General features: G+C 37.3%; 22 protein-coding genes. 11 read left to right on the top strand and 11 right to left on the bottom strand.

Annotated elements, in window-relative coordinates:
* The first annotated feature begins 54 nt into the window (after window positions 1-54).
* The 3 genes from SJY09_RS08290 (at window position 55) to SJY09_RS08280 (ending at window position 3,379) form a co-directional block, all read left to right on the top strand.
* Window positions 55-936, top strand: coding sequence for a PPK2 family polyphosphate kinase (locus tag SJY09_RS08290; RefSeq protein ID WP_396638481.1), 882 nt, complete (start codon window positions 55-57; stop codon window positions 934-936).
* Window positions 908-2,323: a M20/M25/M40 family metallo-hydrolase gene (locus SJY09_RS08285; RefSeq protein WP_396638480.1), complete on the top strand. Its 1,416-nt coding sequence runs from the start codon at window positions 908-910 to the stop codon at window positions 2,321-2,323. The genes SJY09_RS08290 and SJY09_RS08285 overlap by 29 nt, the downstream gene beginning before the upstream one ends.
* 123 nt (window positions 2,324-2,446) lie before the next feature.
* Window positions 2,447-3,379 carry a peptidylprolyl isomerase gene (locus SJY09_RS08280; protein ID WP_396638479.1) on the top strand — a complete coding sequence of 311 codons (933 nt, stop codon included), beginning with the start codon at window positions 2,447-2,449 and terminating at the stop codon, window positions 3,377-3,379.
* 500 nt (window positions 3,380-3,879) lie between these two features.
* Here the strand turns inward: SJY09_RS08280 and SJY09_RS08275 are convergent, their stop codons facing one another.
* Both SJY09_RS08275 and SJY09_RS08270 read right to left on the bottom strand, forming a co-directional pair.
* On the bottom strand, window positions 3,880-4,074 hold the full coding sequence (locus SJY09_RS08275) for a cold-shock protein (protein WP_013304911.1): 195 nt from the start codon (window positions 4,072-4,074) through the stop codon (window positions 3,880-3,882).
* A gap of 130 nt (window positions 4,075-4,204) precedes the next feature.
* Window positions 4,205-4,843 carry a peroxiredoxin gene (locus tag SJY09_RS08270; protein ID WP_396638478.1) on the bottom strand — a complete coding sequence of 213 codons (639 nt, stop codon included), beginning with the start codon at window positions 4,841-4,843 and terminating at the stop codon, window positions 4,205-4,207.
* 100 nt (window positions 4,844-4,943) lie between these two features.
* Between SJY09_RS08270 and SJY09_RS08265 the strand changes: the two genes are divergently transcribed.
* Window positions 4,944-5,480 carry a YfiT family bacillithiol transferase gene (locus tag SJY09_RS08265; protein ID WP_396638477.1) on the top strand — a complete coding sequence of 179 codons (537 nt, stop codon included), beginning with the start codon at window positions 4,944-4,946 and terminating at the stop codon, window positions 5,478-5,480.
* A gap of 24 nt (window positions 5,481-5,504) precedes the next feature.
* On the opposite strand, the gene SJY09_RS08260 is transcribed toward SJY09_RS08265, so the two are convergent.
* Complete coding sequence (locus SJY09_RS08260; protein ID WP_396638476.1) at window positions 5,505-6,041, bottom strand: GNAT family N-acetyltransferase; 537 nt, start codon at window positions 6,039-6,041, stop codon at window positions 5,505-5,507.
* A 31-nt stretch (window positions 6,042-6,072) separates the two neighbouring features.
* On the bottom strand, window positions 6,073-6,633 hold the full coding sequence (locus SJY09_RS08255) for a thioredoxin family protein (protein ID WP_396638475.1): 561 nt from the start codon (window positions 6,631-6,633) through the stop codon (window positions 6,073-6,075).
* Between the two features lie 107 nt (window positions 6,634-6,740).
* On the opposite strand from SJY09_RS08255, the gene SJY09_RS08250 reads away from it, so the two are divergent.
* Entirely contained in the window at window positions 6,741-7,661 is a 921-nt protein-coding gene (locus SJY09_RS08250) for a bile acid:sodium symporter family protein (RefSeq protein ID WP_396638474.1), read from the top strand.
* 32 nt (window positions 7,662-7,693) lie between these two features.
* Window positions 7,694-8,707 (top strand): 1-acyl-sn-glycerol-3-phosphate acyltransferase, encoded by a 1,014-nt coding sequence (locus SJY09_RS08245; protein ID WP_396638473.1) that lies wholly within the window; start codon window positions 7,694-7,696, stop codon window positions 8,705-8,707.
* A 27-nt stretch (window positions 8,708-8,734) separates the two neighbouring features.
* Here SJY09_RS08245 and SJY09_RS08240 read toward each other — a convergent pair whose 3' ends face one another.
* The 3 genes from SJY09_RS08240 to SJY09_RS08230 form a co-directional block, all read right to left on the bottom strand.
* Window positions 8,735-11,254 (bottom strand): M14 family metallopeptidase, encoded by a 2,520-nt coding sequence (locus SJY09_RS08240; protein ID WP_396638472.1) that lies wholly within the window; start codon window positions 11,252-11,254, stop codon window positions 8,735-8,737.
* Window positions 11,255-11,338: 84 nt separating this feature from the next.
* Entirely contained in the window at window positions 11,339-11,716 is a 378-nt protein-coding gene (locus SJY09_RS08235; protein ID WP_396638471.1) for a PUR family DNA/RNA-binding protein, read from the bottom strand.
* Window positions 11,717-11,785: 69 nt separating this feature from the next.
* On the bottom strand, window positions 11,786-13,537 hold the full coding sequence (locus SJY09_RS08230) for an ABC transporter ATP-binding protein (RefSeq protein ID WP_396638470.1): 1,752 nt from the start codon (window positions 13,535-13,537) through the stop codon (window positions 11,786-11,788).
* Between the two features lie 170 nt (window positions 13,538-13,707).
* Between SJY09_RS08230 and nusB the strand changes: the two genes are divergently transcribed.
* The 3 genes from nusB to yajC are packed head-to-tail and all read left to right on the top strand — an operon-like array spanning window position 13,708 to window position 15,484.
* Window positions 13,708-14,655, top strand: coding sequence for a transcription antitermination factor NusB (gene nusB, locus SJY09_RS08225; protein WP_396638617.1), 948 nt, complete (start codon window positions 13,708-13,710; stop codon window positions 14,653-14,655).
* Window positions 14,656-14,703: 48 nt separating this feature from the next.
* Window positions 14,704-15,174, top strand: coding sequence for a DUF1573 domain-containing protein (locus SJY09_RS08220; RefSeq protein ID WP_396638469.1), 471 nt, complete (start codon window positions 14,704-14,706; stop codon window positions 15,172-15,174).
* Window positions 15,175-15,196: 22 nt separating this feature from the next.
* Entirely contained in the window at window positions 15,197-15,484 is a 288-nt protein-coding gene (gene yajC / locus SJY09_RS08215; protein ID WP_126592004.1) for a preprotein translocase subunit YajC, read from the top strand.
* Between the two features lie 151 nt (window positions 15,485-15,635).
* Here yajC and SJY09_RS08210 read toward each other — a convergent pair whose 3' ends face one another.
* On the bottom strand, window positions 15,636-16,232 hold the full coding sequence (locus SJY09_RS08210; RefSeq protein ID WP_396638468.1) for a YdeI family protein: 597 nt from the start codon (window positions 16,230-16,232) through the stop codon (window positions 15,636-15,638).
* A gap of 5 nt (window positions 16,233-16,237) precedes the next feature.
* A complete protein-coding gene (gene pepT, locus SJY09_RS08205; protein ID WP_396638467.1) occupies window positions 16,238-17,464 on the bottom strand; it encodes a peptidase T in 1,227 nt (408 codons plus the stop codon).
* Between the two features lie 64 nt (window positions 17,465-17,528).
* Between pepT and SJY09_RS08200 the strand changes: the two genes are divergently transcribed.
* Both SJY09_RS08200 and SJY09_RS08195 read left to right on the top strand, forming a co-directional pair.
* Window positions 17,529-17,984: a hypothetical protein gene (locus SJY09_RS08200; protein ID WP_396638466.1), complete on the top strand. Its 456-nt coding sequence runs from the start codon at window positions 17,529-17,531 to the stop codon at window positions 17,982-17,984.
* A 78-nt stretch (window positions 17,985-18,062) separates the two neighbouring features.
* Window positions 18,063-19,097 carry a quinone-dependent dihydroorotate dehydrogenase gene (locus tag SJY09_RS08195; RefSeq protein WP_396638465.1) on the top strand — a complete coding sequence of 345 codons (1,035 nt, stop codon included), beginning with the start codon at window positions 18,063-18,065 and terminating at the stop codon, window positions 19,095-19,097.
* Between the two features lie 76 nt (window positions 19,098-19,173).
* Here the strand turns inward: SJY09_RS08195 and SJY09_RS08190 are convergent, their stop codons facing one another.
* Both SJY09_RS08190 and SJY09_RS08185 read right to left on the bottom strand, forming a co-directional pair.
* Complete coding sequence (locus SJY09_RS08190; protein WP_396638464.1) at window positions 19,174-19,590, bottom strand: Dabb family protein; 417 nt, start codon at window positions 19,588-19,590, stop codon at window positions 19,174-19,176.
* 40 nt (window positions 19,591-19,630) lie between these two features.
* Window positions 19,631-21,694 carry a choice-of-anchor L domain-containing protein gene (locus SJY09_RS08185; RefSeq protein ID WP_396638463.1) on the bottom strand — a complete coding sequence of 688 codons (2,064 nt, stop codon included), beginning with the start codon at window positions 21,692-21,694 and terminating at the stop codon, window positions 19,631-19,633.
* Window positions 21,695-21,866 lie beyond the last annotated feature (172 nt).

Below are 21,866 nucleotides of genomic sequence, written 5' to 3'. Positions count from 1 at the left end.
ATCTTTTTTTGATCTTTTAACCTATTTCAAAAATTAAATCTTTTATATTTCGGTATGGATTATATAAATAGCAGTGCGTATAGTGTTACAGAGTCGATAAAAATTTCAGAAGTTTCCACACGAGAAGATTTTGGACTTTCGGACAAACAATTGAAAAAAGACCTAAAAATAACTAGGAGAGCCCTGGGCGAATTTCAAGATATGCTCTATGCTCACGGGAAGTATAGCGTTCTTATTTGTCTTCAAGGCATGGATACTTCTGGTAAGGATAGTCTAATTCGTGAAGTTTTTAAAGATTTTAATGTCAGTGGAGTAGAGGTACATAGTTTTAAGTTTCCTACGGAATTAGAACTGGACCATAATTATTTATGGAGGCATTATATAGCACTGCCGGCCAAAGGAAAGTTTGGCGTCTTTAATAGAACGCATTATGAAAACGTTTTGGTGACCAGAGTGCACCCGGAGTATATTTTAGGAGAGCGTATTCCCGGTATACACGAGGTAGCAGATATACAACAGGAATTTTGGGATAAGCGTTTTGAACAGATCAATAATTTTGAACAACATCTGTTTGAGAACGGTACTATTATATTTAAGTTTTACCTACACCTTTCAAAAGAAGAACAGCGTCAGCGATTATTGCGTAGGTTGGCTATTAGAGAAAAACACTGGAAATTTTCTCCGAGCGATTTAAAAGAGCGGAAATTATGGGAAGCCTATCAATCTTGTTATGAGGAAGCCATAAACAATACTTCTAAAGCGCATGCGCCATGGTATGTAATACCTGCCGATAATAAAAAAGCAGCTCGGGTCATTGTCGCCACGATATTGTTAGAAAGGTTAAAAAAATACAAAGATATCAAGGAGCCAGCGCTGGATGCTAAAATAATGGCTAATTTAGAAACCTATGAAAATCAACTACAAGGTGAAAAATAAGGTTGGCCTACTGGCATCGTTACTTTTTTTAACGGGTATAGCCCAGGCCCAGAGTAAAGACGAGCTTCAGATTCGTAAAATTTATGATACCGCACTAGAGGATGGAAAAGCCTATGATTGGTTAAATTATCTTTCCAATCAGATTGGAGGACGTTTATCGGGTTCCATACAGGCAGAACAGGCTGTAAACTATACCAAGTCCCAATTAGATTCTCTAGGTTTGGACCGTGTTTGGTTACAACCTGTTATGGTGCCCAAATGGGTAAGGGGTACACCAGAATTTGCTTATTTTGAAACCACACCGGGGGTAACAACAAACGTTCCTATAACGGCACTTGGTGGTTCCGTTGCCACACCTCAAAAAGGAATAAAGGCCAAAATCATAGAGGTGCAAGGATTAGAGGAGCTGGAGTCTTTGGGGAAAGAAAAAATTCAAGGAAAAATAGTATTCTACAATCGTCCTATGGATGCTAAATTGATTAATACGTTTTCGGCATATTCTGGTGCAGTAGACCAACGAGGCCGTGGTGCCATAGCCGCTTCAAAATATGGTGCCCTTGGGGTTATCGTACGTTCAATGAACCTCCGTTTAGACGATTATCCGCATACTGGGGGTATGGGTTACGGTGATTTGCCAGAAGAAGAACGTATTCCTGCGGCAGCTATTAGTACCAATGCGGCTGAATTACTAAGTACTGCCGTAAAATTGAACCCTGAAATTCTTTTTTATTTTAAACAAAACTGCAAACAGTTTCCGGATGTGCAATCCTATAATGTCATTGGAGAAATTAAAGGAAGTACGGATCCTGAGGAGATTTTGGTTGTGGGTGGACACCTAGATTCTTGGGATTTAGGAGACGGTTCGCATGATGATGGTGCCGGATGCGTGCAAAGTATGGAGGTGTTACGGATTCTAAAAAAAATAGGGTACAAACCAAAACGTACTATTAGAGCCGTTCTTTTCATGAACGAAGAAAATGGTTTACGTGGCGGTAAGAAGTATGCGGAGGTAGCAGCGGTAAATAAAGAGCATCATATTTTTGCGCTAGAGAGCGATTCTGGAGGATTTACCCCAAGAGGTTTCTCGTTTGATGCATCGCCTGCAGCATTTGAACAGGTACAATCTTGGTCCTATCTGCTAGCGCCTTATTTAGCTAATCTTTTTACCAAAGGGGGTAGTGGTGCCGATATTGGTCCTTTGAAGAACGAGCATATCGTATTAGCGGGTTTAAGGCCCGACTCTCAGCGGTATTTTGATTACCACCATGCAGAGAACGACACTTTTGAACACGTAAATCGAAGAGAGTTGGAATTAGGCGCGGCCGCTATGACAAGTCTTATCTATCTTTTTGATACTTATGGTACTGGTGATTCGCAGGGGAAATAGTTTATGGTTAAAAATGATATCGTTATTAAATTCCAAACCCTAAACCTGAAACCTCAAACACGTAATCCCAAAGGTTAACTCCTAACTTTTCCATATCTTTGCCGCTCATTAAAAATTAGTACTATGGAAGATGGAATTTATGCTAAATTCAACACATCAAAAGGCGAAATATTAGTAAAACTAACACACGATAAAACTCCCGGAACAGTTGGTAATTTTGTTGCACTTGCTGAGGGGGACAAAGAGAATTCGGTAAAGTCTAAAGGAGAGCCCTACTACAATGGATTAAAATTTCACAGGGTCATTCCTGATTTTATGATTCAGGGTGGCTGTCCACAAGGAACTGGTACCGGTGACGCGGGTTACAAATTTGATGATGAGTTTCATCCAGATTTAAACCATAGCGAGCCAGGAGTGCTATCAATGGCAAATGCAGGGCCAGGAACTAATGGGAGTCAGTTTTTTATTACACATGTTCCCACGCCTTGGTTAGATAACAAGCATACTGTTTTTGGACATGTTGCTTCAGGACAAGAAGTAGTAGATAGTATAGCTCAAGGAGATAGCCTAGAAACTGTTGAAATTGTAAGAGTAGGCGATGAGGCCAACAACTGGAATGCTGTAGAAGCTTTTGATAAATTTGCTGCATCAGGTGAAGAACGCTTAGCTGCTGCAAAGGCAGCACAAGCAGCGGAGCTGGATAAAGTAGCAGCTGGTTTTGAGGCTACCGAATCTGGATTACGTTATAAAATGATTCAAAATGGAAACGGTGCAAAAGCTGAAAGTGGTAAAAAGGTATCCGTACATTATGAAGGTTCTTTATTGAGCGGTCAGGTTTTCGATTCTTCCTACAAAAGAAATTCTCCTATCGATTTTCAGTTAGGTGTTGGTCAAGTAATTCCAGGTTGGGATGAAGGTATTGGACTTTTGAAAGTTGGTGATAAGGCCCGTTTTGTTATTCCATCAGATTTAGCGTACGGTAGTGCAGGAGCAGGTGGTGTAATTCCGCCAGACGCTACCCTCATATTCGACGTAGAATTAATGAATGTTGGATAAGCTTAGGTAGTTCAATAAAATACAATAGTAATAAATAAAAACACCCTGGTTTTGCCAGGGTGTTTTTATTTTGCTTTGGTTAGGCTGAATAGAAATAGCACAATATTTACCAATAGTAAAATACAGACTATAATTAAAAAAGTTTTCATAGGTACAGGTTTAGATTCCTCACTGTTTATATAACAACCGTAAGAAGAAATACCCTACTTTAATAAAGGAATAATTAAATTAGTTTTTTTCACTTAGTAGGCTGCCCACTAGTATAAGGGCATTGACAATTATTAGGAGGAAAAAAACTGCAAGAAAAGTATTCATTGATTAGGTTTAAGTTCTTGGGGAACCATTGTGTTTACCTTTTAGATGCAAAAAAGAATAATGGTTGCGTAAACGTTAAACAAAAATATTAAAACGTAGTTCATGTGTTACGTTTTAGTAATGAAGCACAAAAAAAGCCCGAACAAATTGTTCGGGCTTATACTATAAAAAAGTTAAATCTTTACCTAGTCAACTACTTTCACATTAACGGCGTTTAATCCTTTTTTACCTTGTTGTAGTTCAAATTCCACAACATCACCTTCTCGAACTTCGTCGATTAAGCCAGAAATGTGTACAAAATGATCTTCGTTTGAACCATCTTCAGTGATGAAACCATATCCTTTGGAATCGTTGAAGAATTTTACTGTTCCTTTACTCATAATAGAAAAAATTATATATTAATTAAAGTGCAAAGATACTATTAAAATATTTAATTGTAAGATTTTTAGTAAGTTATATTACTGTTAAGTAATCTCATATGCATCTTTACACATACCTGTATCCCAAGAACTATGCCAAAGGGTCAGGCGTCATTCTTAAGTAAGGTTTTATTTCCTCTACTCCTTTTTCAAATAGCTCTTTGGCCTCAGCTGTTGGAATAGCGGGGCTAACCACTACATCTTGACCCTTGTCCCAATTTGCTGGAGTAGCGACCTTGTGGTAGGCAGTAAGTTGAAGTGAGTCTATAACCCGCAATAATTCGTAAAAGTTGCGACCTGTTGAAGCTGGATAAGTAAGGATTAGTTTTACTGTCTTATCCGGAGCGATGATAAAAACGGAACGTACCGTTAAATTGTTATCCGCTTTTGGATGTATCATACCATGAAGATTAGATACGGATTTATCCTCGTCGGCTATGATGGGGAAATTTACAACGGTTTGTTGCACTTCGTTAATATCCTTTATCCATTCTGTATGAGAAGCTGCGCTGTCCACGCTCAAGGCAATCATTTTAACATTTCTTTGTTCAAATTCATCCTTAAATTTGGCCGCAGTTCCTAATTCTGTAGTGCAAACGGGTGTAAAATCTGCCGGATGCGAGAATAGTATTCCCCAACTATCTCCTAAATAATCATAAAAATTTATAGTTCCAACAGAGCTTTCTGCGGTAAAATTCGGTGCTGTATCGCCTAATCGTATTGTTGCCATATTTGTGTGTGTTTAAGTTACTCTACAAAATTAGTAGATTATATGAATGTTCAATTTTCTTTGGGGTTAAAAATGTATTAAAGTTTAGTATTTTTAAGTCATGGAAAATATGCAAGACTTACGTTACCCTATTGGCATGTTCAGTTGTCCCGACAACATTACTTCAGAACAGATTGCGGGTTATATTCTGGAATTGGAAACACTTCCCGGTCGTTTGGAAAATTTGGTTTCAAATTTTTCCAATGAGCAATTGGAAACACCCTACCGACCCGATGGGTGGACCGTAAGACAGGTCGTTCATCATATTGCAGATAGTCATCATCATAGTTACACCCGTTTTAAATGGGCGCTTACAGAGAACGAGCCTTTGATAAAAGCCTATGAAGAAAAGGAATGGAGTGGTTTATTTGATGCGCGTACAGCGCCAATTTCCCTTTCCTTAAATTATATCAGCGCACTGCATGCCAAACTAGTGTATTTGTTGAAAGGCCTTAGCGCAAATGATTTGAAGAAAAATTACCTCCACCCAGAGGGTAATGTCAAGGTTTCCGTGGCCGAAAATATTGCCAAGTATGCCTGGCATGGGAATCATCATTTTGCTCACATTAAAAATTTAGCCCATCGGGAAGGCTGGTAATTTTTTAAGCTATCATTGAAGTATTTATTCCGTAGAGACGGTTTTGGTCATTATAAACATAGGCTTCTCGGTTTCAATAGCTTGTGAAAAAGGTATTTTGGTCTCGCTATGTTCTTTAAAGCCATTTTTTAAGTAAAAATATAGCGCCGGTCCTTTTTGCATCGTATCTAACCAAATTATACGTTTTTTAAGTTCTTTTGCTCTAAGACTAATAAACTGCAAGACTTTTTTGCCTAATCCCTTGCCTGTAACTTCCTTTTTAAGGTAGATTTTGTCAACGTAGAGTGCATCTTCTGCTACATAGGTATCTAAAGCTTTATCAAAAGTTATTTTTAGTATGCCCACGGCCTCTTTGTTGTAATTAATCATAAATAGGCCGGTATTGGTATCCTGTTCTTCTTTAAGCAATACTTCCTTGGAAAAACTACTTTGAATATACGGTGCTGAATCTCCTTTTGGCCATAAGTGCCTATAATGCTGGTTGTAAGCTTTGGTTCCTACAGTAATGTAAGTAGCATATTTCTCTGGTGTAAGTGGTTCAAAATGAACAATCTCTTTCATGTACACTGTTGCTATAGGTTGCTGCTTGCTCTTAAGAACTGGCCCATTTTATATTACAACCAATGCTTGGTTTTTGGTTTGTGGAGATAGGTTCGTTTTTTAAGAGTGCATCTATTGCCTCCCTGAGGTCTTTTCCCGTGAGGTCTTTTCCATTTCCAGGTCGCGAATCGTCTAGCTGACCGCGATATACAAGTTTTAACTTGTTATCGAATAAATAGAAGTCTGGGGTGCAGGCAGCGTCATAAGCTTTGGCTACTTCTTGGGTTTCATCATAAAGATAGGGAAAGGTATAACCTTCCTCTAAAGCTTTTATTTTCATTAGTTCCGGACCATCCTGAGGATAATTAACAACATCGTTACTGGAAATGCCAATAAATTGAACGCCTTTTGATCGATATGTTTTGGCCATTTTGATAATTTCTGGATTTACATGAATTACAAAAGGACAGTGATTACATATAAATAGGATAACCGTACCATGTTCTCCCGTCATATCGGACAGGTGCATGGTGGTGCCACTAACGGTATCAAGAAGTTTAAATTCGGGAGCCTGTGTTCCAAGGTCCAACATATTACTTTCTGTTCTTGCCATAACTTTTTATTCTGGAGTCCTAAAGTTAAGTGTTATTCTATTGTTGTTTGTACTTATAAACCATATTTTTAACATCAATGTGTTTAAGTTAACCAACTGCATACTCTTTGACCGATACACTTTTAGATAACGTACATATTAACTTTGATAGTGAAGCGCTATGGGTTTTAAACATAGTCTTGGCATTTGTTATGTTCGGAGTTGCCTTAGAGATTTCAATAAAGGATTTTAAGGAACTTTGGTCTAAACCTAAGCCTATTTTAATTGGTGTTTTAAGTCAGTTTGTCTTATTGCCTCTTGTGACTTTTATTCTAATCCTTATTCTAAAGCCTTATCCTAGTATTGCATTGGGAATGATAATGGTCGCCGCTTGCCCTGGAGGTAACATCTCTAATTTCATTACCCATTTGGCAGGAGGTAATAGTGCACTTTCCGTTTGTCTTACTGCCATAGCCACCCTTCTGGCCGTGATTATGACGCCCTTAAGTTTAGAGTTTTGGGGTTCTTTATATAAGCCTACGGCACAAATTTTAGAGACCGTTGCCATCGCTCCATTTGAAATGGTCAAACTCGTTGCTTTGCTTTTAGGGCTGCCGCTTTTCTTGGGAATGTGCTTACATCATTTTAGACCCAAGTTGGCATTGATACTTGCAAAGGGCTTAAAACCATTATCCCTACTCTTTTTTATAGCCTTGGTGTTCCTAGCGTTATATAACAATATGGATATTTTCTTAGATTATATTTTTTATGTTTTTTGGATAGTTTTACTTCATAATTTGTTAGCATTCTTTACTGGATTTTCCATCAGTAAAATTTTTAAACTGAATCAAAAGAATGGAAAGTCTATTACTATTGAAACTGGGATACAGAATTCTGGATTGGGATTATTATTAATATTCACTTTCTTTGATGGTCTTGGCGGAATGGCACTACTAACGGCTTTTTGGGGTATATGGCATTTAGTGTCAGGCCTATTGCTTGCAGGTTATTGGTCAAAAAGTATTGTAAAGAAAGAAACTTTGGCGTAACGAATAGGATGTATTATTTCATAAAAATACTAATGAAATTGGCTTTGCATGCCTATCACAAAAAAATTGTGGTTCACGGACTGGAAAACGTACCCAAAGATAAAGCAGTTCTATTTTTACCAAATCACCAAAGTGCCTTGCTAGATGTACTTCTCATTGTGGTGGCCTGTAATAGAAAACCCTTTTTCTTGACCCGTGCGGATGTCTTTGGAAAACCCATTCTTGATGCTATTTTTAAATTTTTCAGAATGATTCCTATCTACCGGTTAAGGGATGGTAAGGATAAATTGAGTAAAAATGAAGCAGTTTTTGATGCTTGTGCAGACGTTCTTAGTAAGAAAGAAGCTTTGGTAATGTTTCCTGAGGCTAACCATAATTTGAAACGACGGGTACGTCCATTAAGCAAAGGGTTTACGAGGATTTTGTTCCGAGCAAAAAATAGGTATCCGGATTTGGATATTCATCTGGTCCCAGTAGGTGTTAATTACAAATGTGCTACAAGGTTTCCTGATGAGGTTGCCATTTATTACGGCGAGAGCATCTCTTTAGATTCAATCTATGATAAGGAAGATATAGTTGCATCTACTAAAAGGGTGAAAACACTCGTATCTGACCGCTTAAAGGAATTAACTACACATATAGCCTCGGAAACGGAGTATGAAGATATAATTCGATTTTTGGATAAGACGGGAGTAGATTATTTGAACCCAAAAGAAACGAATGAATTGATTTCTAGATATGTTGAAGGTAATTCTGAACTTCTGGTAATTAAACCAAAGCGTAAAAATAAATTCTTCTATTGGCTCTTTCTTTTGTTAAACTGCCCTGTGGTGTTACTATGGAAGCGAATCATGAAGCCTAAAGTTTGGGAGCCAGAATTTATGGGGACTTTGCGTTTTGCTAGTGCAATCCTAGGGTTCTTAGGATACTATACTATGCTCTTGATAGCCCTAACGATACTCAGTGGGTTTGGGTTTGGGTTATGTTTAGTTCTCGCCTTATTTATGTTTAATTGGATAACTGTAAAATACCTAAGCCTCTCTTGAGAAAGAAGAAGCTTAGGTAAACTGTTTTTACATCATTTCTCCGAAGAAAATAGCATTCATTAATAGTTTGTTGGTGCCGTACCAAAAAGCTCTGAAATTGGTGTTGTCAGTGAAAGCGATAACACGCCCTTTTCCTAAGCGTTGTACTTGAAACGGAACGGAACCTTTAAGAAGTTCTAGATTTTCTTCTGAAATATAACCACTCAATAAAGGACTATTCGTATAGGTGATAGGGTTGTTGTAGCTATCCTCATCAGGAACTATATACACATTGGTATTTCTAAATAAGGCAATATTATCGTTCTTGTAACCAAAATTTATGGGGTGGGAACGGTCTAATCTTGCCTCGAATATAGCACCGCCAGTTACCTGAGCTCCACTAAAATCTCGTTTCTGGTCAAAGGCTATATTCTTTGCGATTAAGGTGTCTTTTTTAAACTTTAGTTTCATGAATTCATTTTTGTTGAACCACTCCGCTACATTTCTATAGCCAATTAAAGTACCGCCATCTTTGACCCAATCTTTTAGTTTTTCTGAATAGTTTTTATTCAGTGCATTTCCGTATGCGCTTGGAATAATAATATCGGTGTATTTGTTTAAATCTACAGAAGAGAAGTACCCTAAATCTATTTTGGTCAATTCTATATTATATCGTGTATCAAACAAGTGCCAGATTTCGCCAGCGTCATAAGAACGAATTCCATCCCCAACTAGAATGGCTATTTTCTGTTTTTTAATCGGGTCAAAATCATTACTTCCCAAATCTATTCCTCTAGTAAGCCCAGTGCCTACCCCTGTAATGGTTAAGTTACTTTTCTTGGCTATACCCACCAAAAACGCATGTAGTTCAGAAGCATTTAAATCTTGATTTTGTACCGGTACCATAATGGTGCCGTAATCATATGTTTTACCTTCTAAGGTGAATGGAGATTTTGCCACTTTAGCCCTAAGGCCTTTTTCTATAATGGCGTGTAAGGCCTTTGGAGTGTAATACTCGTTCCATTCAAATAGATAAGCATAATTGCTTTTAGCACTAACAACACCTTCTAAAGCGGGTAATTTATCAATTCTTGCTCCTGCATTACTCAAGGAGCCAACCTCCGCGTAATCAATATTAAACGCAAGTGGAAAGGTCCAAGCGGAGATATCATAAAATAAGCTATCCGTAAAAGTGGTGCGTTTTTCGAACATGGCCTTTACCAATCTAGGGTTTTTTTGATCCATGGGAATAACATAGCTTTTTCCCTTCGCATATTTTTTTCCATTGATGGTCACATCATTTGCCAACGCATGGATTTTCATTTTATGACGTTCTAATATCTCTGCTAAGTGCCATGCCTTTGCACCGTCTTTACTATCTCCAAAAACGATTCCTTTGGTTTTGCTCCTAGCTGCTTCATTCTTAATATCTTGATAGAATTTTTTCTGATAATTCAAGATTTTTTCGCGCATATTTGTTGCGGCTTCAATGGTGGATAATGCTGTAGTAAATTGGTTGCGAATGGTAAAGGGAAATGTCAATAACCCGTTCTCACTTTCCTGCACATGGCCTCTAGAACTTCCCTGTTCAAAAAGAATTCCTATGCTACCATTAACATCTGGAAAAGTAGAGCCTTTCCCGTAATAGTAGTCGTCATATCCTTCTTCGGAATAGTATAAAGAGCCTATCTTATCCAATGCTTTTGCGTGATAAGTCCCAATTTCTGCTGTTAACTCCTGATTAATTTTTGGGGTCAATGGGTGTACTCTCGTAGGTTCTCCTGGCTGAAAAAAGAAGGTAGAGTTCGTGCCCATTTCATGATGATCGGTAAGTATATTAGGCAACCATTTATGAAAACTTTCGATGCGTGCCCTGCTTTCCGGGAGTTGTACCGGCAGCCAATCTCTATTCATATCGAACCAATAGTGATTGGTTCTTCCTCCGGGCCATACCTCATGATACTCGCGTTCGTTGTTATCTGCTACTAAATTGATACTTTTATTGGTGTTCGCCCAGTAAGCAAAACGTTGTAGGCCATCTGGATTATAGGCAGGATCCATTAAAATTACCATGTCACTCAACATCTCTTCGATTTCTGGACCCTGAGCTGCTGCCAAGTAGTAAGCATAAGCCAAACCGGCATTTGCACCACTTGGTTCGTTTCCGTGTATAGAAAATCCTTGGTATACTATAATGGGCATGTTAGTGGTGTCGCCGTTACTCGCGTTCTCGGTAAGTGCAATATGCTCCTCTCTTATCTTATCTATATTTTTATGGTTATCAGGAGTGGTAATGGTCAGCAATAATAATGGCCTTCCCTCAAATGTCTCTCCTCTGTTCTCTATAGTGATGCGCTCGCTAGACTTTGCCAGCGTTTGCATATAGAACATAAGTTTATCATGTGTTACGTGCCATTCACCTACTTCGTGTCCAATAACCTCTTTTGGTGTGGGTATGGATGCATCATAAGTAATTCCTTGAGGTAAATAGTAGTTTAAGTCCAGCTCTTGCTGTGCGCTAGAGTAAAAGTAAGTTGTAAATACTAGGGCAAGAAAAATTTTCTTCATTATGGTTGGATTTAGCTATTGTATAAAAATAAAAAACGACCCTTAATAAACAGGGTCGTTATCAATTATTTAAGAGTATTTTATCTAAATGTCGTCAAAACTAACATCTGTAAAACTACCGCTTGTTTTTTCTTCGCTTATAGCAGGAGGTGTATCTTCTTCTTTTTTAAAGTCTTTTTGATGTCTTTCTGAGATAACCTCGGTACCTTTTTCATCTATTATAAAATTCATCATCTCCTCAACATTTTCTTTGAAGGCATCAAAGTCCTCTTTGTAGAGGTAAATTTTATGTTTTTTGTAATGAAAAGAACCATCGTCATGAGTAAATTTTTTACTCTCGGTAATAGTTAAATAGTAGTCTCCCGCTTTTGTGCTTCTTACATCAAAAAAGTAAGTTCTTCTTCCCGCTCGCAAAACTTTGGAGTGAATTTCTTCTTGGTCCATTGGATCTCTGTCGCTCATTTCCTTTCGTTAAAATGTGTGATTATTCTATCAAAAATGACAAAAAAAACCTTATCCAACAACAATTTTCTAGTTTTCTTTCTCGGAAAGTTGATTCTTATACAACTCTTTATAGTAGCCTTCTATAGTATTTAGTTCTTCGTGTGTTCCTTCTTGTAAAAGCTTCCCATCTTCCAAAACCAATATTCTATCTGCGTTTTTTGCCGAGGATACCCTATGGCTTACAATTAAGGTAGTTCTGTTCTGTGAGGCTCTTTTTAGATTGGCCAATATTTCCTCTTCCGTTTCCGTGTCAACGGCTGAAAGGCAGTCATCAAAAAGATATATCTGAGGGTCTTTCATTAAAGCTCTTGCAATGGATACGCGTTGTTTTTGCCCTCCGCTTAGCGTTATTCCCCGCTCTCCTAAAACAGTCTCGTACTGTTTGGAAAAACCAGTGATATTGTCATGTACTACCGCCTTTTTAGCAATAGCTATGATTTCATCATCTGTTGCATCGTATTTTCCAAACTTTATATTGTTCTTAATGGTATCAGAGAACAAAAATGCATCTTGGGGAACAGCACCTATAGCGGCTCTAAGATTTTTCACATCCATTGTTTTAATAGGAATCCCATCTATCAAAACTTCTCCGGAAGTAACATCGTATAGCCGGGCAACAAGGTCTAATACCGTAGATTTTCCTGAGCCAGTTTTACCAATAATAGCTGTAGTTTCTCCTTGCTTTATGTGAAACGAAAGATTCTTTAATGCCGTAATTTCTGTATCCTCATAGGTGAAGGTTACATTTTTAAATTCAATATCACCCTTAACTTCATGCGCTATGGGATTATCCATATTTAACTCCGATGACTCGTTCAGAAATTCATTTATTCTTTTTTGACTGGCCTCTGCTCGTTGCACTATGGAGGTCAACCACCCAACAATGGCTACGGGCCACGTTAACATATTCACGTAAAGGATAAATTCGGCTATAAGGCCAACACCTATTTTCCCATCTATATATTGTTTACCACCGATGTAGATGACCAGAATATTACTAAAACCAATAAGTAATATCATTAAGGGAAAGAACCACGCGTTCACTTTTGCCAAGCTCATGCTTTTGTTCCTACCTTCATTGGCCAAATCTCTTAATTCTTGGTTTGTCTGGGGCTCTAATGCATAAGCCTTAATTACCGAAACTCCTGAAAATACCTCTTGTGTAAACGTAGATAAAGACGACAGGTACTCTTGTACGATTGTACTTCGCTTATGAATTATTTTACTTATTCGATAAATAAGGACGGATAGGATTGGTAGCGGTAATAGTGTGTAGGCCGCTAAAGTTGGTGCCTTAATGAACATTAATGGAATAAGACATGCGAAAAGGGTCAGTGTCTGCATTCCGTACATAATTGCCGGACCAGCATACAAACGTACCTGATTCACATCCTCGCTGATACGATTCATTAAATCACCGGTCCTATTTTTCTTGTAGAAATTGAGACTTAAAATTTGATAGTGGTCAAAAATCTCATTTTTAAGGTCGTATTCAATATATCTAGAAACATTAATAATGGTCTGCCTCATTAAAAAGGTGAAAAAACCTGAAAGCAAGGCCGCTCCAATAATGATCAGTATATATTCTTGTAATAACTCTTTTGCGGTTGCATTTGCTAGTCCTTCTTCAAGAGATTCCTCTACTACAGAAATAATCTTGTTTACGTAAGAAGGCATTACCAATTGAAAAAGACGGGCAATAATGGTGATTATGATTCCTAAAAGGAGTTTAAGCCAATATTTTTTGAAGTATTTATTAAGATGCTTAAGTTCCTTCATCTAAACTATTGTTGCAATATTTTAATTCTGAGATTTGCCAAAGATAAGTTTTTGAGAAAGAATCGAATGTTATAAAATACCTAAGATAAATGCAAATGCTTTTGTGGCAGTCTTAATAGATGCTTACTTTTGCCATGCGAAAATCAATCATAAAACAACAGTTCTTTCACATGCTTACAAGAAGGCACATTAGGGTAAAAGTAATGCAATGCATTTATGCGCTAATTCAATCAAAAGATGACTCTCTGCCAAAACAGGAGAAATTTCTAAAAGTCAGTATAGATAATACCTACAGCCTATATCTGCTGTGGTTAAGTCTTTTTATAGAGCTTCATCAACGTGCAACGGAACAGATAGATTTGGCTTCTAAAAAGTATTTAAGCAGCGAAGAAACAGTATTTCCTGATAAGCTTAAGTTCACAAAGAACAAATTATTACTTCAGTTAATCCATAGCCAGTCCCTAAAAGAAGAATTGACCAATAGAAAACTGGACAATTGGTATCTTAATGAGGAATATGTAAAGCTTGTTTACAAAGCTATTTTAGAGAGCCCTATTTACAAGGACTATATGAGTTCTGTGAATAATAGTTATGAATCCGACAGGGAGGTGATCATAGAATTGTTCAAAGAGGTCATTGCTCCCAATGACAAGATATACGAATATTTTGAGGATGATAAACTTACTTGGATAGATGATATTCCCATAGTTAATACCTTCATCGTTCGTTTGTTTAAAAAGGCTAAAGAAAAACAAAGGCCAGACTATTTTACTCCCAAATTATTAAAGGATCGGGAAGATATGGATTTTGCCAACCAGCTCTTATCAAAGACCTTACTTAAAAATGATGTTTTAGAGAAGGAAATTGAAGGGAAGACACCGAACTGGGATAAAGATCGTATTGCCGATGTTGATGCTATCTTGCTTAAAATGGCTATTTGCGAATTACTCCATTTCCCATCAATTCCAGAGCGAGTAACAATTAACGAATATTTAGAAATTGCAAAGGAATATTCGACACCTAAAAGCAGTATTTTTATCAATGGTATTTTAGACAAACTAACCAAAGAATATAAGGTTGAAGGAAAACTCAATAAAATGGGTAGAGGGCTCTTATAAAATATTTTTCTAATTTTGCGTTTAATTAAAAAACAAATACTTTAAATAATGAAAAAAATAGTAGTTGCAATTTGTACGATTTCCTTGTTTGCATTCACTTCTTGTAAAGAAAATGCTTCAAGTAAAATAAACACTGATAACGTTGCGGAAGCAGCTGTTAGGGACGAGGCTGCGAAAGCTATTCCAGTGATGACATTTGAAAAGGCCGAGCACGACTTTGGTACAATTGAGCAGGGCACTCCGCAGGAGACCGCATTTAAATTTACCAATACAGGTAATGCACCTTTGATTATTACTGATGCTAAAAGTACCTGTGGTTGTACTGTTCCAAATCCTCCAAAAGACCCAATTGCTCCAGGAGAATCTGGTGAATTATTGGTAAAATTCAATGGAGCTGGTCAAAATCAGATAACGAAGAACATTACCGTTACCGCAAATACAGAAAAAGGTTCCGAGCTTTTAAGAATAAAAGCTTTTGTTAACCCGAAAGGAGCAGCGCCACTAGGGCCTGTTAAATAATTTAAAATTTAATAGTTACCAAATGGGCGATATAGGACAGTTTCTTCCAATGATTTTAATTTTTGTTGTGGCTTATTTTTTTATGATAAGACCTCAAATGAAAAGACAAAAGGATGAGAAGAAATTTTCGGCGGAATTAAAACGTGGTGACCGTGTAATTACAAAAAGTGGTCTCCATGGCAAAGTGGTAGATTTAAACGATAAAGATGCTTCCTGTGTTATAGAAACGATGGCTGGGAAATTGAAGTTCGATAGGTCCGCGATATCTATGGAGATGAGCAGAAAATTAGCCGCTCCGGTTAAAAAATAGCAGTTCTTCCGGAACTGTAGAAAAGCACCAATGGAAACGTTGGTGCTTTTTTTATGTCTTTTTTTGATCTCAAAGAATTTAATTTATTAATGATTTTATAGCAGGCTATTCAACAAGGTGCTGAGAAATTAGTTCACAGATAGCACTAGGGCTAGCGATACTTGTCATTTAAACCTTTTCCGTCTAGAATCATCGGGATTATTTTAGATAGGCGAGTCTCCTTTGTCTGTGCACGTTTAGCGCTGCTGAGGTATTCAGAATATTCTTTTTGCTTAGAAGGAGAAAGGGTATCATAGGCTTTTTTAAGAGTTGGATTATTTTGGAATGCAACTTTGAGTTCTTGCGGTAAAATAACAACGATGGTCTGCTTCTTTTTTGGAGCTAGTCGTAAACCTTTTCTTTCATTTTCAATGGCTTCATTAATGTATGCTAAAACCATTTTGTGTTCTATATCTTCCTGAGATTTAAATTTCCAATGGCGCATAGCCTGGGTCTTACCCTCTTGTGCATTCTCCAGTACATTTTTTGGGTCGCTCATGAATATCCCTTGGAAAAACCAAATGCCAAAATGTCCCTTAAATTTGCAAATCGCTAACACATTTTTTCCATGCAAGGTGTATGTAGGAAACATCCATTTAAAGGTTTCCTGTACATCCGTTTTTAAGACGAGTTCCCTAAGTTGGTTAATAGCACTTTTAAAGAGGTGTTCTTCCTCAAAATAGGACTCAATTTTTTCGGACTTATCCACGACTTTTATTTTTCGATAGCTGTAAGTTCGCAAATTTTCACGATAACATCTACTGCTTTTTGCATACTTTCTACGGGAATATATTCATATTTTCCATGAAAGTTGTGGCCACCAGCAAATATGTTAGGACACGGGAGCCCCATAAAACTCAGTTGCGAACCATCTGTACCTCCACGAATGGGTTTTATAATAGGTGCAATACCGACCTGCTTCATAGCTTTTTGAGCTATTTCCACAATATGCATAACGGGTTCTATTTTTTCACGCATGTTAAAATACTGGTCAACTATTTCTAGGTGTACACAGTCTTTATAGTCTTTATTTAACTGCTTGGTAATTTCCTGTAGAAACTCTTTTCTCTTTAAAAATTTACTATGATCATGATCACGAATTATTAACTCAAAATCTGCTTTCTCAATACCTCCGTTAAATTCATATACATGATAAAAACCTTCTCTGTCGCTTGTTCTTTCAGGGGTTTCCTCTTGTGGTAATTTTGATAGAAATTCATTTGCGATTCCTAAGGCGTTAATCAACTTGCCTTTGGCATAACCTGGATGAACACTTTTTCCTGTTATGCTCACTTTAGCACCAGCTGCATTGAAATTTTCGTACTCCAATTCGCCAATTTGACTACCATCCATTGTATAGGCCCATGCCGCACCAAATTTCTTGACATCAAATTTATGTGCACCTCTTCCTATTTCCTCGTCAGGGGTGAAACCTACTCTTACGGTACCATGTTTAATTTCAGGATGTTGAATAAGGTATTCCATTGCAGTCATTATCTCCGTAATACCTGCTTTGTCATCCGCCCCTAAAAGTGTTGTGCCATCTGTTGTGATTAAGGTCTGTCCTTTGTATTGAACTAAATCCTCGAAATAATCCGGTGAGAGCACGATATTCCTTTCTTTATTTAAAGTAATGTCTTTACCATCGTAATTACGAATAATTTTAGGATTAACGTTTGTTCCTGTAAAATCTGGCGTGGTATCAAAATGTGAAATGAATCCAATTACGGGTACTTTTTTGTCAATATTACTCGGTAAGGTTGCCATGATATAGGCATTATCGTCGATACTTACATCTTGCATACCCATTTCTATAAGCTCTGACACTAGTTTACGGGCTAAGTTCCACTGTTTCTCCGTGCTTGGTGTCGTTTCCGAGTTGGGGTCGCTTTGCGTGTCAATTTTCACATAACTTATAAAACGATCAATAAGATGTTGCATGGCTTCTCTTTTAGTCAAAAATAGGGTTATAAATTGTATTTTAGCATAGTTTTAAGTTGCTTGGATGATAGAGAAAAAAATTAATATTTTCATTTGCATATTGTTTATTATTCTTTGTGCGGTTCAATTAAGAAGCCAGGCAGATTGTGTCTTGGGTGTAGGTATTACCGACGATGAAACGCTAATTACTATTTTTCAAATGAACGAAATGCAGCAGGAGAATCTGGTGAATTTTGGAGCGGAATTGAAGTATAGAAATGAAATTTTAAACAATCAACTAGAGAATATAACCCAGCGTCACCCGCAAAGCACGCCAACGGAGTTAGGTCAGTTAGCGGATAAGTATAAGGCGGTAATGGATAGCATGCAGATGATACAGGCTTTTATTGATAAAAAGGTACTACGTCTCTTTAACGAAAAGCAATATGAACTTTACCTATCGCTCTGTAAGGAAGCTTCGCGTTCACCATTTATAGTGGTACCCAAAGTTTATAGTGATAGTATTCCAAGTAAGGACTAAAATAGGCCCAGGCATTTGTGATTGCAACAAACCTTATTTTTGCTTTTCAGTTTGTATTTTTGCACTTCACAACAATCTATGTATAAGTTAATCATCCGTCCAATACTTTTTTTGTTCGACCCAGAAAGAGTACACTATATCAGTTTTTCCTTAATAAAGTTTGCTTCTAACATTGGTTTGTCTAAGCTGATAAGAAATCATTATGCTCAGAACGATACACGATTAGAGAGACAGGTATTCGGGTTGAAATTTAAGAACCCAGTGGGTTTGGCCGCAGGGTTTGATAAAAATGCATTGTTGTATAATGAGCTTTCGGATTTTGGGTTTGGTTTTATTGAAATAGGCACCTTGACTCCGAAGCCTCAAGAAGGAAACCCAAAACAGAGATTATTTAGGCTTAAAGCGGATAAAGCCATTATTAATAGAATGGGCTTTAATAATAAGGGCGTTTTTGATGCAGTAGAGCAATTAAAAAAGAAACACAATGTACTTATCGGTGGAAATATTGGAAAGAACAAAGTGACACCGAACGATGAGGCTATTAAGGATTATCTCATTTGTTTTGATGCCTTATTTGACCACGTAGATTACTTTGTAGTTAACGTAAGCTCACCAAATACCCCGGGTTTGCGAGAATTACAAGATAAGGAGCCACTTACCGCGCTACTGAAAGAGCTTCAGAAAGAAAATGATAAATACGCCCTTAAGAAAAAGATTCAACGCAAACCTATTTTACTTAAAATAGCTCCGGACTTAACAGAGGATCAGTTACTGGATATCATTGCTATTGTAGAAAGTACAAAGATTGACGGAATCATTGCCACGAATACGACTATATCCAGAGCGGATTTAAAATCTGATTTGTTTTTAGTGGAGCAGGCAGGGGGCTTAAGTGGAAAACCGTTAAAAGATAGAAGCACCGAGGTTATTCGTTTTCTCTCTGAAAAGAGTAACAAGGCATTTCCGATTATTGGCGTGGGAGGTATACATTCTCCTGAAGATGCTTTGGAAAAATTAGAAGCCGGAGCAGATTTAATTCAATTATGGACAGGATTTGTTTACGAAGGTCCAGGTTTAATCAAAAAAATAAACAAGGCCATTTTACAAGATTAAAATCTAACTGTTGAGACAAAAAGTTCTTGCATTTTAAGTCAGTGGTGTTTTATTATTTCCTTACCACCAAACCCAATTACTTCGTCCAGTAATCCAAAACAAGGACGTCATCTAAATGTGGACCCAGAACTTCACCAAAAGCCTTATGGTCTGGGTGCGGTAAATAGATACTCCTATCTTCTTCACTTTCGAAAGTGAGGAAAAAACAATGCGTAAGTCCTTTGTCGAGACCTTCAGGACTATTATTAGTTCCCCACTCATAGCCTTTAATTTGTGGTATTTTATTAGGTAAGGCACTAAAGGCATCCTCAACTTTTTTAATGTCTTCCGGAGCGGTACCATCTTTGAATTTAAAAAGTACTACATGTCTAAGCACACTATCCGCCTTCATATTAGTTATTTGTTTAGTTTGGTTACTTTCATCATAAGAATAAAATGAGGTCGTAAGTACTGCTAAAATAATTATGGCTGCTAAAATTTTTACGTTTTTCATAATGCGCTATTTGCTTTTGGGAAAGGTAGCATAAAGATTGTTATCTTTTTAAGGAGAAATGATTTTTAAATTCTTTTTGCGTTCCATTCATGGTATAACTTATGGTAAACCAATAATCTGAAGAGGGTAATAAGCGGCCATTGCTGCTGCCGTTCCAACCTCTTTCATCATTAAATTGATAGTGTAGTTTTCCAAAACGGTCATAAATTAGAATTTGGGCATTCTCAATTTCAGATAACCCATTTATTTTCCAAGTATCATTGATTCCATCCCCATTTGGGGTGAAAAATTTTGGGTAGTCAATCACTAAGAAAGGTTGCGATAGCACTGTACAATTCTTGGAGTCGGTAACATAAGCTATATGCTCACCGGCTTCCAAATTATCAAATCTAGAAGTAGCGTTAAAATTAGCGTCGTCCACTGCGAATAAATAATCACTGTTTCCTTCAACCTCAATATTTATAGCATTGTTTCCTGAAAACAAATCAGATAAGGGAAGAACCTCAAAAAGGGTAGGAGGACTAATTGAAACTACTTTGGTGAAGATTGTAAATTCACAACCAAACTGTAAATTTTCTAAAATCACAAAGTAGGTACCCGGAGTAGAAGGACTATAACTACTATCCAAGGCATTAAGAATCCTATTTTCTTCTCTAACGACATCTTTGTACCAACTAAAACCATAGTCTGATGCCGCTAATTTGGTGTCCAATAAGGGTAAGGGACTCAGTGGATTGTTATCTTCATCTAAGCACAGCGTATATTCTTCTTCTAATTGGGACTCAAAGTCCAACTTTCTAAGGAAAATTTCAAATGAGGTAATTTCATAACAACTTTCGCCAGATGATATGCGTGCATATATAGTCTTGGTTTCTTCCGTTCCAAAGTAAGGACTAGTGCGGGTGATGTTGTTCTCTAAAATTTCGGCATCCTCTAGAGTTTCAAAGAAGTAAACTTTATAGATGCTATTACTTTGATTTCCTAAAATTCTGTTTTTATTCTCGGTAAAATCAAATGGCTCAATATCGTTTCCGTCTAAATCGCAAGCGGTAATGTCTAAAGGTTGTTCCGCGATTAAGGGCGGGTTAATATATTCTACTTCAATTACTCCATTTGAAACACAAACTGCCGAAAATTCAACTTCTACTTCATAAAGACCATCGTCACTAACAGTTATTACGGGAATGTTGTCAAAAGCTGTTAACTGTGTTCCATCTTTATACCAAGCATAACGCTGCGCTCCTTGCGAAGTTGCATCTAGTGTTAATTGTTCTCCATTGCATAGTGGTTTTCCATTGGCAACGGTCCTATTTTCCCCCAAACTAACATCTATGGAAAAACTACCCGCTTCAAGGAAAACAGCGGAATCTAAATCAGAGTCTAAATTATCTGCAATTACCAGTTTAATGGTGTAGTTCTCTCCAGGATTTACCTCGGAGAACGCAATAAGACTCTTGGTTTGTCCAAAAAATGAAATACCGGAATTAGCACCATTTAGTCCACCGAAAAAATCTTCATTTGCAGGTTCGCAAGCGTCTTCGATTCCAGGTCTTATTGTTGTAGCGCTAACTGGAGCTTCGGTACCGGGAACAACCGCTAGATTTGTGGACATGCCATTGGAATCTGTAAGAATAAATGCAAATACATCGGAGAACGTACATTGAAAGTTATCGGAATATTCTTCAGAAGCAAATAGAAAGTTAAAGCTTATACTATTTGCGCTCGGTACAAAATCGAATTGTATGAAAGAAGCGTTAAAGAGGTTTCCTGTTCCCGTGGCCGATCTTAAATCATTATCTCCAGGCCAGTCGGTATCTCCGGAAGTATAGATTTGGTCATTAGGACCCGCCGCATCATCGGCATTACCTGTGGACAGGATGATGCCTTCCCTATATTGAAACCTAGCTCCGTTGGAGTTAAAGTAACCTATACCGTTTACACCAAAGTCCGTGCCTGTAAAAGAGGTATAATTAGAGGTTTCCGCACAGCTGCTGTTAACAAGGATATCTCGTATAAGTTCTTCTTCGGAAAGACCTGTATCTACCTGTAACTGACCATAACCGGATAAGGCCGTAAGCAATAAAAGTAATACCGCTTTTTTCATTTTTGTCCTAGGGCAAAAGCAATTTTTACAAATTCTCGTTCGTTTGGAATATATAAACTATTTTGGACTTATTGCTATTATAAAAGTTAAGAGTAATCTTTTTTAGATGAAACCAATTTAATGATTTTACAAGGTGAAAATTGGTCAGTCTTACAGGTAAAATATAGGCGGT

Source organism: Maribacter sp. R77961, assembly GCF_044594925.1.
Taxonomy (GTDB): domain Bacteria; phylum Bacteroidota; class Bacteroidia; order Flavobacteriales; family Flavobacteriaceae; genus Maribacter.
Note: the sequence above shows the minus strand (reverse complement) of the source record. Positions and strands in the feature narration are given on the sequence as shown.

What these genes read in the sequence shown, in the direction of transcription:
- SJY09_RS08280 (WP_396638479.1), top strand. Translation starts at nt 2,447, where the DNA reads ATGGAAGATGGAATTTATGCTAAATTCAACACATCAAAAGGCGAAATA.
- SJY09_RS08270 (WP_396638478.1), bottom strand. Translation starts at nt 4,843, where the DNA reads ATGGCAACAATACGATTAGGCGATACAGCACCGAATTTTACCGCAGAA.
- SJY09_RS08275 (WP_013304911.1), bottom strand. Translation starts at nt 4,074, where the DNA reads ATGAGTAAAGGAACAGTAAAATTCTTCAACGATTCCAAAGGATATGGT.
- nusB (WP_396638617.1), top strand. Translation starts at nt 13,708, where the DNA reads ATGCTTACAAGAAGGCACATTAGGGTAAAAGTAATGCAATGCATTTAT.
- SJY09_RS08255 (WP_396638475.1), bottom strand. Translation starts at nt 6,633, where the DNA reads ATGGCAAGAACAGAAAGTAATATGTTGGACCTTGGAACACAGGCTCCC.
- SJY09_RS08285 (WP_396638480.1), top strand. Translation starts at nt 908, where the DNA reads ATGAAAATCAACTACAAGGTGAAAAATAAGGTTGGCCTACTGGCATCG.
- SJY09_RS08265 (WP_396638477.1), top strand. Translation starts at nt 4,944, where the DNA reads ATGGAAAATATGCAAGACTTACGTTACCCTATTGGCATGTTCAGTTGT.
- pepT (WP_396638467.1), bottom strand. Translation starts at nt 17,464, where the DNA reads ATGCAACATCTTATTGATCGTTTTATAAGTTATGTGAAAATTGACACG.
- SJY09_RS08245 (WP_396638473.1), top strand. Translation starts at nt 7,694, where the DNA reads ATGAAATTGGCTTTGCATGCCTATCACAAAAAAATTGTGGTTCACGGA.
- SJY09_RS08240 (WP_396638472.1), bottom strand. Translation starts at nt 11,254, where the DNA reads ATGAAGAAAATTTTTCTTGCCCTAGTATTTACAACTTACTTTTACTCT.
- SJY09_RS08190 (WP_396638464.1), bottom strand. Translation starts at nt 19,590, where the DNA reads ATGAAAAACGTAAAAATTTTAGCAGCCATAATTATTTTAGCAGTACTT.
- SJY09_RS08200 (WP_396638466.1), top strand. Translation starts at nt 17,529, where the DNA reads ATGATAGAGAAAAAAATTAATATTTTCATTTGCATATTGTTTATTATT.
- SJY09_RS08185 (WP_396638463.1), bottom strand. Translation starts at nt 21,694, where the DNA reads ATGAAAAAAGCGGTATTACTTTTATTGCTTACGGCCTTATCCGGTTAT.
- SJY09_RS08230 (WP_396638470.1), bottom strand. Translation starts at nt 13,537, where the DNA reads ATGAAGGAACTTAAGCATCTTAATAAATACTTCAAAAAATATTGGCTT.
- yajC (WP_126592004.1), top strand. Translation starts at nt 15,197, where the DNA reads ATGGGCGATATAGGACAGTTTCTTCCAATGATTTTAATTTTTGTTGTG.
- SJY09_RS08235 (WP_396638471.1), bottom strand. Translation starts at nt 11,716, where the DNA reads ATGAGCGACAGAGATCCAATGGACCAAGAAGAAATTCACTCCAAAGTT.
- SJY09_RS08220 (WP_396638469.1), top strand. Translation starts at nt 14,704, where the DNA reads ATGAAAAAAATAGTAGTTGCAATTTGTACGATTTCCTTGTTTGCATTC.
- SJY09_RS08260 (WP_396638476.1), bottom strand. Translation starts at nt 6,041, where the DNA reads ATGAAAGAGATTGTTCATTTTGAACCACTTACACCAGAGAAATATGCT.
- SJY09_RS08290 (WP_396638481.1), top strand. Translation starts at nt 55, where the DNA reads ATGGATTATATAAATAGCAGTGCGTATAGTGTTACAGAGTCGATAAAA.
- SJY09_RS08195 (WP_396638465.1), top strand. Translation starts at nt 18,063, where the DNA reads ATGTATAAGTTAATCATCCGTCCAATACTTTTTTTGTTCGACCCAGAA.